Origin of the sequence: Pseudomonas sp. 5C2 (assembly GCF_034314155.1) — a bacterium.
Classification (GTDB): domain Bacteria; phylum Pseudomonadota; class Gammaproteobacteria; order Pseudomonadales; family Pseudomonadaceae; genus Aquipseudomonas.
The window spans coordinates 959,972-974,692 of the sequence record NZ_JAVIWH010000003.1; the positions used below are offsets into that span (position 1 = coordinate 959,972).

The 14,721-nt window shown below is 59.1% G+C and carries 12 protein-coding genes; 6 read left to right on the plus strand and 6 right to left on the minus strand.

Annotated elements, in window-relative coordinates; translation table 11 throughout:
• The first annotated feature begins 60 nt into the window (after positions 1–60).
• Together RGU44_RS19275 and RGU44_RS19280 are read left to right on the plus strand one after the other, a co-directional pair.
• Positions 61–1,089: a histone deacetylase family protein gene (locus RGU44_RS19275; RefSeq protein ID WP_322218608.1), complete on the plus strand. Its 1,029-nt coding sequence runs from the start codon at positions 61–63 to the stop codon at positions 1,087–1,089.
• A gap of 27 nt (positions 1,090–1,116) precedes the next feature.
• Positions 1,117–2,217 carry a polyamine ABC transporter substrate-binding protein gene (locus RGU44_RS19280; RefSeq protein ID WP_322177037.1) on the plus strand — a complete coding sequence of 367 codons (1,101 nt, stop codon included), beginning with the start codon at positions 1,117–1,119 and terminating at the stop codon, positions 2,215–2,217.
• Positions 2,218–2,305: 88 nt separating this feature from the next.
• On the opposite strand, the gene RGU44_RS19285 is transcribed toward RGU44_RS19280, so the two are convergent.
• Positions 2,306–3,865 carry a PLP-dependent aminotransferase family protein gene (locus RGU44_RS19285; RefSeq protein ID WP_322218611.1) on the minus strand — a complete coding sequence of 520 codons (1,560 nt, stop codon included), beginning with the start codon at positions 3,863–3,865 and terminating at the stop codon, positions 2,306–2,308.
• 90 nt (positions 3,866–3,955) lie between these two features.
• Here RGU44_RS19285 and RGU44_RS19290 point away from each other — a divergent pair, with 90 nt between their 5' ends.
• The 3 genes from RGU44_RS19290 to RGU44_RS19300 are packed head-to-tail and all read left to right on the plus strand — an operon-like array spanning position 3,956 to position 5,726.
• The gene (locus RGU44_RS19290; protein WP_322177039.1) at positions 3,956–4,579 is read left to right on the plus strand and encodes an FMN-binding negative transcriptional regulator; all 624 of its coding nucleotides are present in this window, start codon (positions 3,956–3,958) and stop codon (positions 4,577–4,579) included.
• 10 nt (positions 4,580–4,589) lie between these two features.
• Positions 4,590–5,036, plus strand: a complete 447-nt coding sequence (locus RGU44_RS19295; protein WP_322177040.1) for a GNAT family N-acetyltransferase — start codon at positions 4,590–4,592, stop codon at positions 5,034–5,036.
• Positions 5,037–5,051: 15 nt separating this feature from the next.
• Positions 5,052–5,726, plus strand: coding sequence for a GNAT family protein (locus tag RGU44_RS19300; protein WP_322218614.1), 675 nt, complete (start codon positions 5,052–5,054; stop codon positions 5,724–5,726).
• A 106-nt stretch (positions 5,727–5,832) separates the two neighbouring features.
• Here RGU44_RS19300 and oadA read toward each other — a convergent pair whose 3' ends face one another.
• Entirely contained in the window at positions 5,833–7,653 is a 1,821-nt protein-coding gene (gene oadA / locus RGU44_RS19305) for a sodium-extruding oxaloacetate decarboxylase subunit alpha (protein ID WP_322218616.1), read from the minus strand.
• 11 nt (positions 7,654–7,664) lie between these two features.
• Positions 7,665–9,080: an acetyl-CoA carboxylase biotin carboxylase subunit gene (locus RGU44_RS19310; RefSeq protein ID WP_219064594.1), complete on the minus strand. Its 1,416-nt coding sequence runs from the start codon at positions 9,078–9,080 to the stop codon at positions 7,665–7,667.
• A 191-nt stretch (positions 9,081–9,271) separates the two neighbouring features.
• Between RGU44_RS19310 and RGU44_RS19315 the strand changes: the two genes are divergently transcribed.
• The gene (locus RGU44_RS19315) at positions 9,272–10,234 is read left to right on the plus strand and encodes a LysR family transcriptional regulator (RefSeq protein WP_322218617.1); all 963 of its coding nucleotides are present in this window, start codon (positions 9,272–9,274) and stop codon (positions 10,232–10,234) included.
• On the opposite strand, the gene RGU44_RS25180 is transcribed toward RGU44_RS19315, so the two are convergent.
• From RGU44_RS25180 to RGU44_RS19330, 3 genes are all read right to left on the minus strand, one after another.
• The gene (locus RGU44_RS25180) at positions 10,176–10,337 is read right to left on the minus strand and encodes a PA3496 family putative envelope integrity protein (protein ID WP_407074662.1); all 162 of its coding nucleotides are present in this window, start codon (positions 10,335–10,337) and stop codon (positions 10,176–10,178) included. The two genes, RGU44_RS19315 and RGU44_RS25180, sit on opposite strands and share 59 nt — an antisense overlap.
• 223 nt (positions 10,338–10,560) lie before the next feature.
• Positions 10,561–11,427 carry a transcriptional regulator HexR gene (gene hexR, locus RGU44_RS19325; protein ID WP_322182953.1) on the minus strand — a complete coding sequence of 289 codons (867 nt, stop codon included), beginning with the start codon at positions 11,425–11,427 and terminating at the stop codon, positions 10,561–10,563.
• 203 nt (positions 11,428–11,630) lie between these two features.
• On the minus strand, positions 11,631–14,516 hold the full coding sequence (locus RGU44_RS19330) for an EAL domain-containing protein (protein ID WP_322218619.1): 2,886 nt from the start codon (positions 14,514–14,516) through the stop codon (positions 11,631–11,633).
• Positions 14,517–14,721 lie beyond the last annotated feature (205 nt).

Below are 14,721 nucleotides of genomic sequence, written 5' to 3' on the forward strand. Positions count from 1 at the left end.
CTGATCCGCCGCGCACCGCAAGAATGAGGCACAGCCACAGCCCTAGGGGAGAATAAGAAGATGCTGACGATCTACTCGGATGATCATCACTTGCACCACGGTCGCTGCGAACTGATAGACGGGCAACTGATGCCCTGCTTTGAAATGCCCTCGCGCGCCGATCACATCCTGCAACGCGTACAGGCACGCCACCTTGGTCCGGTCGAGACGCCGCGTGACGCTGGTCTTGAACCGCTGAAGCGCATTCACAGTGAGGCGTACCTGACGTTTTTCCAGGGCGCATGGCAACGCTGGGCCGAGTTGAACCATGAAGGCGACTTGCTGCCCTTCACCTGGCCTGCGCGAACCTTGCGCGAAGTAATTCCTGCCAACCTGTTGGGTCAGTTGGGTTATTACAGCTTCGATGCCGGCGCACCGATTACCGCGGGCACCTGGCAAGCCGCCTATAGCGCAGCGCAAGTCGCTCTGACCGCTCAGGCCGCCGTCGAAAATGGCGCTCGTAGCGCGTTCGCATTGTGCCGACCACCCGGCCATCACGCCGCTGGCGATTTGATGGGCGGTTACTGCTACCTGAATAACGCCGCCATCGCCGCTCAGGCATTTCTCGATCAGGGCCGGCAGAAAGTGGCGATTCTCGATGTCGATTACCATCACGGCAACGGCACTCAATCGATCTTCTACTCACGCAACGATGTGCTCTTTACCTCGATCCACGGCCATCCTGAAGCCGAGTTTCCCTTCTTCCTCGGTTACGCCGACGAGCATGGCGAGGGGCCGGGCGAAGGTTTCAACTTCAACTACCCGCTGGCCGCTGGCAGCGACTGGGACCACTGGAGCGCTGCGCTGGAACAGGCCTGCAAGCAAATCGAGGCCTACGCCCCGGACGTGCTGGTGATTTCCCTCGGTGTCGACACGTTCAAGGACGATCCCATCTCGACGTTCAAGCTCGACAGCCCGGACTACCTGCGCATGGGTGAGCGCATCGCCCGTCTCGGCTTGCCGACGCTGTTCGTGATGGAGGGCGGTTATGCCGTCGAAGAAATCGGCATCAATGCCGTGAATGTGCTGGAAGGTTTCGAAAGCGCCTGACCCCACCGACTTATCAGGAAGATAACAATGAACAGACTCAAACGTCTTATTGCACCCGCCCTGTGTGCTTCCCTGCTCTGCGGCGCGGTCCAGGCCGAAGAGCAACGCACGCTGCGCGTTTACAACTGGTTCGACTACATCACCCCGCAGACGCTGGTGGACTTCCAGAAAGACACCAAGACCAAACTGATTTACGACATTTTCGACACCAACGAGGCGCTGGAAGCCAAGCTGCTGACCGGCAACTCCGGGTATGACGTGGTCGTACCGTCCAACGTGTTCCTGGCCAAGCAGATCGAGGCCGGGGTATTCCAGCCGCTGGACCGCAGCAAATTGCCGAACTGGCCGCACCTCGACCCCAAGCTGATGAAACTCCTGGAAGCCAACGACCCGGGCAATAAATTCGCGGTGCCCTACATGTACGGCACCATCCTGATCGGCTTCAACCCGGACAAGGTCAAGGCCGCGCTGGGTGACAATGCACCGGTCGACAGCTGGGACCTGATCTTCAAGGAAGAGAACATCAGCAAACTCAAACAGTGTGGCGTGGCCCTGCTCGACTCACCGTCTGAAATCATGCCGCTGGCCTTGCAGCACTTGGGCTTGCCGCCAAACAGCACCAAGCCGGCCGACTACGCCAAAGCCGAAGCACTGATGCTGAAGATCCGTCCGTATATCACCTACTTCCATTCATCGAAGTACATGGCGGATATCGCAAATGGCGACATCTGCGTGGCCGTCGGGTACTCGGGCAGCTTCTCGCAAGCGGCCAACCGCGCCAAAGAAGCCAAGAACGGCGTGGTCGTCGACATGCGCCTGCCTAAAGAAGGTGCCCCGATCTGGTTCGACATGCTCGCCATCCCTAAAGGCGCCAAAGACCCTGAAGACGCCTACACCTTCATCAACTACCTGCTGCAACCGAAGGTGATCGCGCCGATCAGTGATTTTGTCGGCTACCCGAACCCGAACAAGGACGCCACTGAGCTGGTCGATCCGGCGATTCGCAACAACCCGAATCTTTACCCGACCGAAGCGGCGATGAAAACCCTCTACACCCTGCAACCCCTGACGCACGATGCGGAGCGGGCGCGTACACGCGCCTGGACCAAGATCAAGTCGGGGACCTGATGCTGGAGCGGGCTTGCTCGTGATGCGGTATGGCTGACATACCGCATCACACCATTCGCATACAGGAAGCACGTAAGGCTTGTCGAACTTACGCCTTCCAGGCGTGCCGCAACTTGGCCAGCGCCTCGTGAATACCGGGTTCAGGCACCGCCGCAAACCCCAATACCAAGCCTGCCCGGTTATCCACGGGCGCGCTTGAGTCTGGCAACCAATAGTCGCTCAGCGGGTTGATTTCGACGCCTACACCTGCAGCCTTGGCCACCAGTTCACGCTCGCGCGCCAGGCTGTCCACGGGCACGGCGACATGCAGCCCCGCCACCACTTTGGGCATCGCCCCGCACCCAGGCACGTCTTCAGGCCAGCCTGCCAACAGCGCATCGCGACGACTCAGAGCCGCACGGCGCATGCGCCGGATGTGTCGCTGGAAATGCCCGGCAGCAATGAATTCAGCCATTACAGCCTGCGTACTGACTTCGGAGTGCCGCATGTCCAACGCCCGCCGTTGACCGAACGCACTCACCAATCCCAACGGCAGCACCAGATACCCCAAGCGCAACGCCGGAAAGGCGATCTTGCCAAAGGTGCCGACATACAAAACACGCCCGTGCCGATCCAGTGCCGCCAAGGGCGCCAGGGGCGCACCGCTATAACGGTACTCGCCGTCGTAATCGTCCTCGACGATCCAGCCTTGGGTGCGCTCGGCCCAGGCCAACAACTCCAGGCGCCGTGCCAGGCTCATCGTCACGCCCGTGGGGTATTGGTGCGACGGGGTGACGTAGGCCAGTGTGTAATCACCTTGCGACAGCGAAGTGCACTGCATGCCCTCGTTATCCACTGCGATACCGTGCAAGCGCGCACCGGCGATGGCAAACGCATGACCGGCCGCGCGGTAGCCGGGATTCTCCACCGCGACCGCATCACCCGGCGCCAACAGCAGCTGTGCACAAAGGCTGATCGCTTGCTGTGCGCCACTGGTGATCACTATTTGCTCAGCGCTGCAGTGCAGACCACGCGAACTGCGCAAATACGCTGAAATCAATTCACGCAGGCGCCAATCCCCGGACGGCTCGCCGTACCCCAGCGTCCCAAGATCCGGCTTTCGCCAGAAAGCCGCGTGTAACTTGCCCCAAACACCGAACGGGAACAGGTCAAACGCTGGCACACCGACCCGAAAGGCTCGCGGCGCATCGCCCTTTGGCTGGGGTAAATGATGCTGCTGCAGAAGGTTGAGCGCTGGGCTATGGATAACTTTATTGGGTAAAAAACCAGGCATTTCGGGTGTGTTTGTGGATAAACCTGTGGGTAAGCCTGTTAATAACCCTGTGGATGGTTTTGTGGATAAGTAATTTGATGTGCGCTTCGTTGCACTCGGCTTTGTCGGTAATTGCGCAACGTAAGTGCCATCCCCGATACGGCCTTCGATGAAACCCTCGGCGTAGAGCTGGTCATAGGCGCGCATCACGCTGTTGCGCGAAATGGACAGCGACGTCGCCAGGTCGCGAGTAGCCGGCAGACGCGTGCCACTGCTCAGACCACCGTCGAGAATCCGCTGGCGCAAGAGTTGATACAGCTGCCGGCTTAGCCCGCGACGACGATCAAGTTCGATACCCGCAGGGTTGAACGGAAAAGACAGCGCGCTGGCGGACATGACATTGGCCCTACTAAATTGACGTGGAATGGCTCTTACAACCAACCAATAGCCTGCCTAGGATTTAGCCATCAGCCAAGGAAAAGCTTTATGTACATACCTCGCGCATTCAACGAAGACGACCTTTCAACCCTTCATCAGCAAATCGAAGGCACGCGCTTGGGCATTCTCGTGACCCATGGCGCACGCGGTCTCCTGGCCAACCACATCCCGCTGTTGCTCAGCCCTGAGCAAGGGCCTTATGGAACCCTGCATGGGCACTTGGCCAAAGCCAACCCGCAATGGCAGGAGATGGAGAGCGGCACCGAGGCCTTGCTGATTTTCCCTGGCCCGGACGCTTACGTCAGTCCGTCGTTTTACCCGAGCAAGGCTGAACACGGCCAAGCGGTCCCGACCTGGAATTACCTCGCGGTCCACGCTTACGGGCCTGCCGAGGTGTTTCATGACGCCCATCGCCTGCGCGATCTGGTTCGCGCGCTGACAGAGAAGCATGAAGCAGGTCGCGCCAAACCCTGGACGCTGGAGGACGCACCTGCCGACTACATCGACAAGATGCTCGGCGCTATCGTCGGTTTTGCAGTGCCTATCAGCCGACTGGAAGGCAAACGCAAGCTCACCCAGAACCGCAACGCTCCCGATATTGCCGGCGTGCGTGATGGCCTTGCCGCGAGCTCCGCGCCCAATGACAACGAAATCGCCCGATTGATGCGCTAAGGAGAAACCTGTGACCGCTATTCAGATCCGCTCTGTCACCCCGAACGATCACACTGCATGGCTACCGCTGTGGAAGGCGTACCTGAAGTTTTACAACACTGAACTCGCCGACAGCGTCACTGAAAGCACCTGGCAGCGCATTCTCGACCCCAGCGAGCCGACCCATGCCGCGCTGGCCTGGAACGATGGCAAAGCCGTCGGCATGGTCCACTTCATCTACCATCGCTCCAACTGGAGCATCAAAAATGCCTGTTACCTGCAGGACTTGATCGTAGTGCCGGAGCAGCGCGGCACCGGCGTCGGACGACAGTTGATCGAATTCGTCTACACCACGGCGCGTGAAGCCGGTTGTGACAAGGTTCATTGGTTGACCCACGAAACCAATGCCAGGGCGATTCAGCTGTATGAACGCATCGCCGAACGTCCTGGCTTCATCCAATTTCGCAAAGCACTCTAGGACTGGAACCTGCTCATGCCCACCACTGAACTGCACTGGCAACCCGGGACGCTCCCGGACAAAAGCACGCTGCATGGCCGCTTCATCCGCCTGGAAAAACTCGACCCTGTGCGCCACGGCGACGATCTATGGACTGCACTCCAAGGCCCAACCTCGGACCCGGCGCTGTGGGACTATTTGCCCTATGGGCCGTTTTTTGAGCGAAGCGAATTCGATGCATGGCTGAGTCGCCACGCCGCCGACACTGATCCGTGGTTCTACAGCGTGGTCAATCAGCAGACAGGCATTGTCGACGGCTGCCTGAGCCTGATGTCCATCGTCCCCGCCCATGGCCGGATCGAAATCGGTCATGTCACGTTTGGCGCCGCCATGCAGCGCACGCCCAAGGGTACCGAGACAATTTACTTGTTGGCCAAGGCCGCGTTTGCTCTGGGCAATCGGCGCCTGGAGTGGAAATGTAACGACGATAATCAGCGCTCCAAACGAGCCGCTGAGCGCTTCGGCTTCACCTTTGAAGGCACGTTCCGTCAGCACATGGTCATCAAAGACCGGAACCGCGACACCACCTGGTACTCGATCACCGATAACGAATGGCTGGCACTCCAGGCAGCGTTTGAAAGCTGGCTGGCGGTGGATAACTTCCGGGATGGGCAGCAAGTGAGAACGCTGGAGAGCTTCCGGGAACGGTGAAAGCTCATTGCGGGCAAGTGAAACCAACCCGGTCAGTAAAAAAAGCCGAAAAAAAAGGGGAGCCACATGTGCTCCCCCCAGAGTAAACCGTTAAACGCGTATCGAATCAGCCCTCGATTTCGACCAGGATCTCAACCAGGATTTCGCCCGGGTTGACCCGGTCGCCTTTGGCCACGTGGATCGCGAAGACCTTGCCGGCGATGGAGGCTTGTACCTCGGTCTCCATTTTCATCGCTTCGCTGATCAGTACAGCCTGGCCGGCTTTGACGATGTCGCCTTCCTTGACCAGGACATCCACGATATTGCCCGGCATGGTGGTGCTGACATGGCCCGGCGAGCTGGCCTGCGCGCGCTTGCCGATACCGCCACCGACGAATTCGTTGAGGGGCTCGAACACCACTTCTTCCGGCATGCCGTCGATGGTCAGGTAGAAATGACGCTTGCCCTCGGCTTTGACGCCGACGCCAGTGATGTCGACGCGGTAGCTTTCGCCGTGCACATCGATCACGAACTCGGTCGGTACACCCTCGCCGCCCGCCCTGCTCACGCCACCCGCGTCAGGGATCGGCAGCAACACTTCAGGGGTCAGGGTGCCTGCTTCGCGCTCTTCGAGGAATTTGCGTCCAATGTCCGGGAACATGGCGTACGTCAGCACGTCTTCTTCAGACTTGGCCACCGCGCCGATTTCCAGACGCAGCCTGGCCATCTCCGGCTTGAGCAAGTCAGCTGGACGCACATCGATCAGCTCTTCGTTACCGATGGCCTGACGACGCAGCGCTTCATCCACCAGACCTGGCGCCTTGCCGTAGCCGCCTTGCAGGTAGAGCTTCACTTCGTTGGTGATGGTTTTGTAGCGCTCGCCAGCCAGCACGTTGAAAAACGCCTGAGTGCCGACGATCTGCGACGTCGGGGTCACCAGCGGCGGATAGCCGAGGTCTTTACGCACACGAGGGATTTCGGCGAGTACTTCGCCCATGCGGTTCAGCGCGCCCTGCTCTTTGAGCTGGTTGGCGAGGTTGGAAATCATCCCGCCTGGCACCTGATTGACCTGCACACGCGTGTCGACCGAGGTGAATTCGCTTTCGAACTGGTGATATTTCTTACGCACGGCGTAGAAGTACAAGCCGATTTCCTGCAACAGCTCCAGGCTCAAACCGGTGTCGAATTCGCTGCCCTTGAGCGCAGCAACCATCGACTCGGTACCCGGATGGCTAGTGCCCCACGCGAAGCTGGAGATCGCGGTGTCGATGTGATCGGCGCCGTTTTCAATCGCCTTGAGCTGACACATCGCGGCCAAGCCAGCGGTGTCGTGGGAGTGGATGAACACCGGCAGCGACAGCTCCGTCTTCAGCGCCTTGACCAGCTCGCCCGTGGCATACGGTGTCAGCAGGCCTGCCATGTCCTTGATCGCGACCGAGTCGCAGCCCATGGCTTCCATTTGTCTGGCCTGAGCCACGAAAGCGTCAATCGTGTGAACCGGGCTGGTGGTGTAAGCGATAGTGCCTTGGGCGTGCTTGCCCGCCGCCTTGACCGCTTCGATGGAGACACGCAGGTTGCGCACGTCGTTCATCGCATCAAAAATGCGGAACACGTCGATACCATTGACCGCCGCCTTGGCGACGAACGCACGCACCACATCATCGCTGTAGTGACGGTAGCCCAGCAGGTTCTGGCCGCGCAGGAGCATTTGCAGACGGGTGTTGGGCAACGCCGCGCGAAGCTGACGCAGACGCTCCCACGGGTCTTCCTTCAAAAAGCGAACGCAGGCGTCGAACGTGGCGCCGCCCCAGACTTCCAGCGACCAGTAGCCGACTTTGTCGAGCTTGTCGCAGATTGGCAGCATGTCTTCAGTACGCATGCGGGTTGCGAGCAGCGACTGGTGGGCATCACGCAGGATGGTGTCGGTTACAAAGATTTTTTTGCTCATTGTTGTATTCCTCACAGGCCTGCGTGGGCGGCAATGGCGGCGGCGATGGCCAAAGCCAGCTCTTCGGGTTTGCGCTTGATCGAGTAGTTGGTCAGTTCGGGATGGCTTTCAACAAAGCTGGTATTGAACTGACCGCTACGGAATTCCGGGTTACGCAGGATTTCCTGGTAGTACGCGGCGGTAGTCTTGACCCCTTGCAGACGCATGTCGTCCAGGGCGCGCAAGCCACGGTCCATGGCCTCTTCCCACGTCAGCGCCCAGACGATCAGCTTCAGGCACATCGAGTCGTAATACGGCGGGATGGTGTAGCCGGTGTAGATCGCCGTGTCGGTACGCACGCCAGGACCGCCGGGCGCGTAATAACGGGTGATCTTGCCGAAACTCGGCAGGAAATTGTTTTTCGGGTCTTCGGCATTGATCCGGAATTGCAGGGCGAAGCCACGGTGAATAATGTCTTCCTGCTTGACCGAGAGCGGCAGGCCGGAGGCGATGCGGATCTGCTCACGGACGATATCGATACCGGTGATTTCTTCGGTGATGGTGTGTTCCACCTGCACCCGAGTGTTCATCTCCATGAAGTACACCTCGCCCTCGGCGAGCAGGAACTCCACGGTGCCAGCGTTCTCATAACCCACAGCCTTGGCCGCGCGCACCGACAGGTCGCCGATGTAGGCGCGCTGTTCCGGGGTCAGTTGCGGGCTGGGGGCGATTTCGATCAGCTTCTGGTTACGGCGCTGGATCGAGCAATCGCGTTCGAACAGATGCACGACGTTGCCAAAGCTGTCACCGAGGATCTGCGCTTCGATGTGCTTGGGATTGACGATGCATTTTTCGAGAAACACTTCCGCAGAACCAAACGCCTTGGTCGCTTCCGAGATCACCCGAGGGAACGCCTGCTCCAGTTCTTCACGGCTGTTGCAGCGGCGGATACCCCGACCACCGCCGCCAGACGTGGCTTTGAGCATCACCGGGTAACCAATGCGCTCGCCTTCGACCAGCGCTTCAGCGATATCGGCGACGTTGCCTTCAGTGCCAGGTGTCACCGGTACACCGGCCTTGATCATGCTGCGGCGTGCTTCGGTCTTATCACCCATGCGACGGATGACTTCTGCCGACGGCCCGATGAATTTGATTCCACGTTCGGCGCAGATGTCCGCCAGTTCGGCGTTTTCCGAAAGGAAACCATAACCGGGATGCAAAGCATCACAACCGGTTTCTACCGCGAGATTAACCAGCTTGCGTGGGTTCAAATAACCGGCGAGTGGTTCAGCACCAATGCTGTGCGCTTCGTCAGCCCGTTTGACATGCAAGGCATGACGGTCGGCGTCGGAATAGACCGCAACCGAGCGAATGCCCATCTCGGCGCAGGCGCGCACGATCCGGACAGCAATTTCACCGCGGTTGGCGATCAGGATTTTTGTTATCACTGGCGTTTCCTCGACCGTTAGAACAGACGAACCGGCTGGGCCGGTCGGCGTGTAACCGCGTGTTACGTGCGGCCACATTGTGATAGCTACCCTATGCCTGAAGAAGGATTAACAAAAATCAATAAAAGTTGGGATATGCATAAGTAAAACCTTATAGTTGGTTTTTCAACCATCTTCAGAGGGGGTCAGCTATGCGTAAGTCATTGATGCGTATGACATTGCGTCAATTGCGGACGTTCAACGAAGTCTGTGATCTGAAGTCTTATAGCCGCGCCGCCGATGAAATGGCCCTCACACAACCGGCCGTCAGCCTACAAATTCGTCAGTTGGAAGAGCTGATTGGCCAGCCGCTGTTCGAGTATGTCGGCAAAAAACTGTACATGACGGAGGCCGCCGAAGCGCTACAAGCCGCCAGCAGAGACATTTTTGGGCGTCTGGAAAACCTGGATATGCAGCTGTCGGACATGCAGGGCTCGCTGCAAGGGCAACTCAAACTGGCCATCGAATCCAGCGCCAAATACTTCGTGCCGCATCTGTTTGCCGCGTTTAAGCGCCAGCACCCCGAAGTGATGCTGAACCTGACGGTGGTCAATCGCGCGCAGGTGATCAAGCGCCTGTCGGATAACCGTGATGATCTGGCGATTATGTCGATGGTGCCGCAGGACATGGGCCTGGAGTTCATGCCCTTCCTCAACAACCCGATCGTCGCGGTGGCGCCGTCGGATCATCCGCTGTGTCAGGTCGAGCAATTGACCCTGAAGGACCTTGAACCCTACCCCTTGCTGATCCGCGAAGCCGGTTCAGGCACGCGCAGAGCCTGCGAGGAGTATTTCAAGGAGAAGCGCGTGCACTTCACCCAAACCCTTGAGGTTTCTTCGGCTGAAGCTCAACGCGAATGCGTGGTGGCCGGTCTTGGCGTGGCGTTGTTGACTCGCCATGCTCTGAACCTAGAGCTGGCCACCGGGACGCTGCGCGAGCTTCCGGTGGCCGAATTGCCGCTGTACCGCAGCTGGTGCGTGGTGCAAGCCAAGGCCAAACGGCTGTCGCCGGTCGCGCATGCCTTTCTTGCATTCATCCGCACCGAACGCGCGCAGATCAGCCAGCTTGCTGAGCGTTTCGACGGGAGCCTTCCGAGGCCGTCTGCCACACATTAAGTGAGCCAAACTCGCCAATATCACCCACCTCGAAATAGTCGGAAAGCTTCTGCGCCAGTTTGCGCTGCTCAGAGTAGCTTTCGATCGCACGACGGAATTCCATGCGTCGCTGATCTTCCTGCTGTCGCCGGGTATTTTTGGACGTATTAGCGGAGGTAGCGCTGGTGGCGCGCTGCTGCTGCGAGTCATCGTAGTGCCGAGGCATATCCTGTCTCCCATTGCGTTTGCGGGAGCTTGAGCATGATCGCCGTCAATGACGGTTGCACGGCGATAAGATGACAGGACGATGAAGCTTTGCGCTGTTGCGAAGGCGAGACGCCCAGCAATCAGTCGTCGAGCGCCTTGACTGACTTGGGCGACAAGCGAAGGCTGCGCAGACTGCGTTTAACGCTTTTAAGATGGTTGACCAGACTCGGGCCACGCGCCATGGCGACGCCCATCGCCAGCACATCGATCACCACCAGGTGGGCAATACGCGAGGTCAGCGGCGTATAGATTTCGGTATCTTCGTGAACATCAATCGCCAGATTGATGCTCGCCAACTCTGCCAATGGCGTCTGGCTCGGACACAAGGTCACCAGCGTGGCACCACTTTCACGGACCAGATTTGCAGTGATCAGCAGGTCTTTGGAGCGTCCGGATTGGGAGATGCAGATCGCCACGTCGGTGGGCTTGAGTGTCACCGCCGACATGGCCTGCATGTGCGGGTCGGAGTACGCCGCAGCCGTCAGCAGCAAGCGGAAGAACTTGTGCTGCGCATCCGCCGCCACCGCGCCGGATGCGCCAAAACCGTAGAACTCTACGCGCTGGGCCGACGCCATCGCCGTCACCGCCAACTGCAACGCGTGGGGATCGAGATGCTCACGAACCTCCATCAACGTGTGCAGGGTGGTGTCGAAGATTTTCAGGCTGTAATCGGCAACCGAATCATCTTCGTGGATCGCGAACTGACCAAAGCTGGCACCAGCGGCCAGGCTTTGCGCCAGTTTGAGCTTCAAATCCTGAAAGCCGGTACAGCCAATGGCACGGCAAAAGCGGACGATGGTGGGCTCGCTGATACCCACGTTGTGCGCGAGGTCAGCCATGGAGCTGTGCATTACAGCCGCAGGGTCAAGCAGCACGTGGTCGGCAACCTTGAGTTCCGACTTACGCAGCAGATGGCGTGACTGGGCGATGTGGTGCAACAGGTTCAAAGGGCTGGACTCGGCTAGTAAGGCTTGGGCGGGATGTAGCATGCTTGTAGTTATACTACATGCCCTGCGGCCCGCCCAGCTAAACGAGCTCGGTTTGACGATCTGCAACCTTTCCGCCGCCCTCATCATGCCAGCGCGGGCATGCCTGCGAATCAGGCAAAGCAGTCCGTCAGGCACACCGAGTTGCGGCCTTCGCAGACACGTCAGCCCGGAGGGGACCACGTCTGCTGCCCATGCTCGCGCAACAACCGCGTCGCAGCCTCTGCATCCACCGGACGGCTGATAAGGTAGCCCTGCACTTCGTCGCACTCGTGAGCTTTGAGGAAGTTCAGTTGTGCCTCGTTTTCCACACCTTCGGCGACGACTTTCAATTCCAGGCTATGGGCCATGGCGATGATAGCGCGGGTGATGGCTGCGTCTTCGGTGCCTTCGCCCAAGCCACGAATGAACGCCTGGTCGATTTTCACGTAATCCACGGGGAAGCGTTTCAGGTAACTCAACGACGAATAGCCAGTGCCGAAGTCGTCGATGGCCAGTTTCACGCCCAACTCATGCAGCTGATGGAACGTTGCGATGATGTGCTCCACGCCGTCGAGCAGCTGACTCTCAGTCAATTCCAGCTCAAGGTAGCGCGGTGCCAAGCCGGTTTCCTCAAGCACTTGGCGGACCAGACTGACCAACTTGCCCTGACGCAATTGATGGACCGAAAGGTTGACTGACACCCTGATCGGCTCCAGCCCCTGGCGCTGCCATTCACACGCCTGCCAACAGGCCTGACGTAACACGAATTCACCAATCGGCCCGATCAGCGCGGTCTCTTCCGCCAGCCCGATAAAGTCCCCTGGCGGCACCATGCCCATCGTCGGGTGCAGCCAGCGCACCAGCGCCTCAGCCGCGTTCAAACGGCCGGTCGCCAGACACAGCTTGGGCTGGTAGAACACCTGCAGCTGATTCTCGTCGAGCGCCTTGCGCAGCTGATTTTCCAGTTGCAGACGCTCCAGCGTGCTGGCTTGCAGGTTCTCGGTATAGAACTGAAAATTATTGCCGCCCAGATGTTTGGCATGCTGCATGGCCATGTTCGACTGACTGACCAGCGCCGAGATCTCTCGGGCCGAGTCTGGCAACAGGCTGATGCCCACTGACGCGCTGACCACCAACTCATGCCCGGCCACCGAAAGAGGCTGCCGTAATTTGGCCAGCAGGCGGCTGGTGACCCGTGCCAGGCTGGACAGGTTGCCGTAGGCATCGAATAACACCGCAAACTCATCACCGGATAACCGCGCGATGGTGTCGGCCTCGGGCAATGCGCTGGTAAGACGCCGCGCCACTTGCCTCAACAGTTGATCGGCGACTTCGTGGCCCAGGCTGTCATTGAGCAGCTTGAAGCGATCCAGATTGATGTGCAGCAACGCCAGGCTTCTACCGCCCTGTCGCACGCGCTGGCTGGCTTCACGCAAGCGCTCCTTGAACAACGAGCGGTTGGCCAGGCCGGTCAACTCATCGTAGTGCTTCAAATAGCGCATACGTTCTTCGAATTCGCGCCTTGCCGACAGGTCGGCGAAGAAGCCGACAATGTGGCTTACATTACCCCGCACATCGCGCACTACGTTCAATTGGAGCCATTGCGGATACAGCTCGCCATTTTTGCGAGTCTCAACCAGTTCGCCCTGCCAGCTATCGGTTTGCTCCAGCGATTCATGGATCGCTTGAAAATGGCGCCGGGCATCGCGGCTGCACGCCAGCTCAGTGACCTTGCAGCCCTTCATGTCTTCCTGCGGGTAGCCGGTCACTCGGCTGAACGCCCGATTGACCGCCAGCAGGGTGTATTTCGGATCAAGAATGACAATGCCTTCGCTTGCGGCTTCGAAGACCGTGGCGGCCAAACGGCGCTGTTCTTCCAGCTGTTTACTGGCGCTGATGTCGCGGCGGGTACCGAGCATGCGAATCACCCGGCCATCGCTGCTGCGCTCCAAGGCGCGGCCACGGTCCTCGATCCAAACCCAGCGCCCGTCACCATGCCGGAAGCGATAGGCAACTTTATAGTCGTCCGTATGCCCCTTCAGATGGTCAATCATCGCGAGTTGCATCAACGGCAAGTCTTCGCGATGTATGCGTGGCTTAAGGTGGCTGAGCATGGCGGTCACGTGTTCCGGTTCCAGACCGAACAATGCTTTGATCTGCGTGTGGTGGACTTCATCGGTTTGCAAGTTCCAGTCCCACAGGCCCAGCTCACTGGCCTCAAGCGCCAGCGCCAGCCTCTCCTCACTCTTGCTCAGCGCCTGATTGGCCTCATCCAGCTCAAGGCTGCGCTGGACGACTCGGGCTTTGAGCCCGACCTGGGCCTCGCGCAATTCCCGCTCGGCCTTGCGTCGCTGTTCGATTTCCCGCGCCAACTCATGGTTGAGCTGCTCATCGTGGGCCTGTGCCTGCTGCAGATGCTCAATCAGCGCCTGATTCTGAAAGCGCTGAACCAACCCCTGACGGATCAAGCGATTAACCTGCAGGGCCACGACAATCAGCGCCACCAGTAATATCAGGCCAAGCCAGCCCCAGCCATGCTGCTCATCGCCATGCAAAAAAAGAAAGGTGATCGGGGGCAACAGGCACGACAAGGTAAAGGTCAGAAACGCCGGGATACTCACCGCGTAAGCAATACTGGCCGACAGCGTCGCGGCACCGATCAAGCCAAACACCCAGGCTTGCTGCTGAAAGCTATCCACCGGGACCAAGGCGATTGCCGCGCTGGCGAGGGTCAGGCCGCTGACGCCTGCACCCAGCAAAAACATCCCACGCCAGATCGGCTGCGCCTGGCGCAACAATGGCGCGGCGTTAAACGCCGCGACCTGGATGACGCGTAAACCCACCAGCGTCGTCAGCCACCCCAGCCAAACGCCGACCAGCAGATAGCGCTGCGGGCTCCAGAGCAACCAGGCGCAGACCAGACCGTTGAGTAACATGAACAGGGTGGGCAACAGCGAACCCTGGTAAAGCAAACGTGTGCGTTCCACCGCAAGCTGAGTGGCAAATTGCTCGCGGATAACTCGACCTGATGCGGTTGAGGCACCCGAGGAGCTGAGACTGGAGGTCATAGGCAGTGTTCTTATAATGGTGGAGCCCAAACGTCGACGGAGCATACACAAGCCGCTCGACAGACCAAACTCCCTTGACTCATAAAAACCGCAAAGAGGCCGCTCCACAGGGCTGTTTTCAAACCTCCCGGGCACGGCCTGCCATGCGTGCAGCCCTGACTTACCGGTCGTCATCGACAGGGCATTTATCGGCTTAAGCAAAGCT

Excerpts from the sequence above, each read along its gene's own strand:
- RGU44_RS19280 (WP_322177037.1), top strand. The coding sequence starts at position 1,117 with ATGAACAGACTCAAACGTCTTATTGCACCCGCCCTGTGTGCTTCCCTG.
- RGU44_RS19290 (WP_322177039.1), top strand. The coding sequence starts at position 3,956 with ATGTACATACCTCGCGCATTCAACGAAGACGACCTTTCAACCCTTCAT.
- oadA (WP_322218616.1), bottom strand. The coding sequence starts at position 7,653 with ATGAGCAAAAAAATCTTTGTAACCGACACCATCCTGCGTGATGCCCAC.
- RGU44_RS19315 (WP_322218617.1), top strand. The coding sequence starts at position 9,272 with ATGCGTAAGTCATTGATGCGTATGACATTGCGTCAATTGCGGACGTTC.
- RGU44_RS19330 (WP_322218619.1), bottom strand. The coding sequence starts at position 14,516 with ATGACCTCCAGTCTCAGCTCCTCGGGTGCCTCAACCGCATCAGGTCGA.
- RGU44_RS19285 (WP_322218611.1), bottom strand. The coding sequence starts at position 3,865 with ATGTCCGCCAGCGCGCTGTCTTTTCCGTTCAACCCTGCGGGTATCGAA.
- RGU44_RS25180 (WP_407074662.1), bottom strand. The coding sequence starts at position 10,337 with ATGGAATTCCGTCGTGCGATCGAAAGCTACTCTGAGCAGCGCAAACTG.
- RGU44_RS19275 (WP_322218608.1), top strand. The coding sequence starts at position 61 with ATGCTGACGATCTACTCGGATGATCATCACTTGCACCACGGTCGCTGC.
- RGU44_RS19300 (WP_322218614.1), top strand. The coding sequence starts at position 5,052 with ATGCCCACCACTGAACTGCACTGGCAACCCGGGACGCTCCCGGACAAA.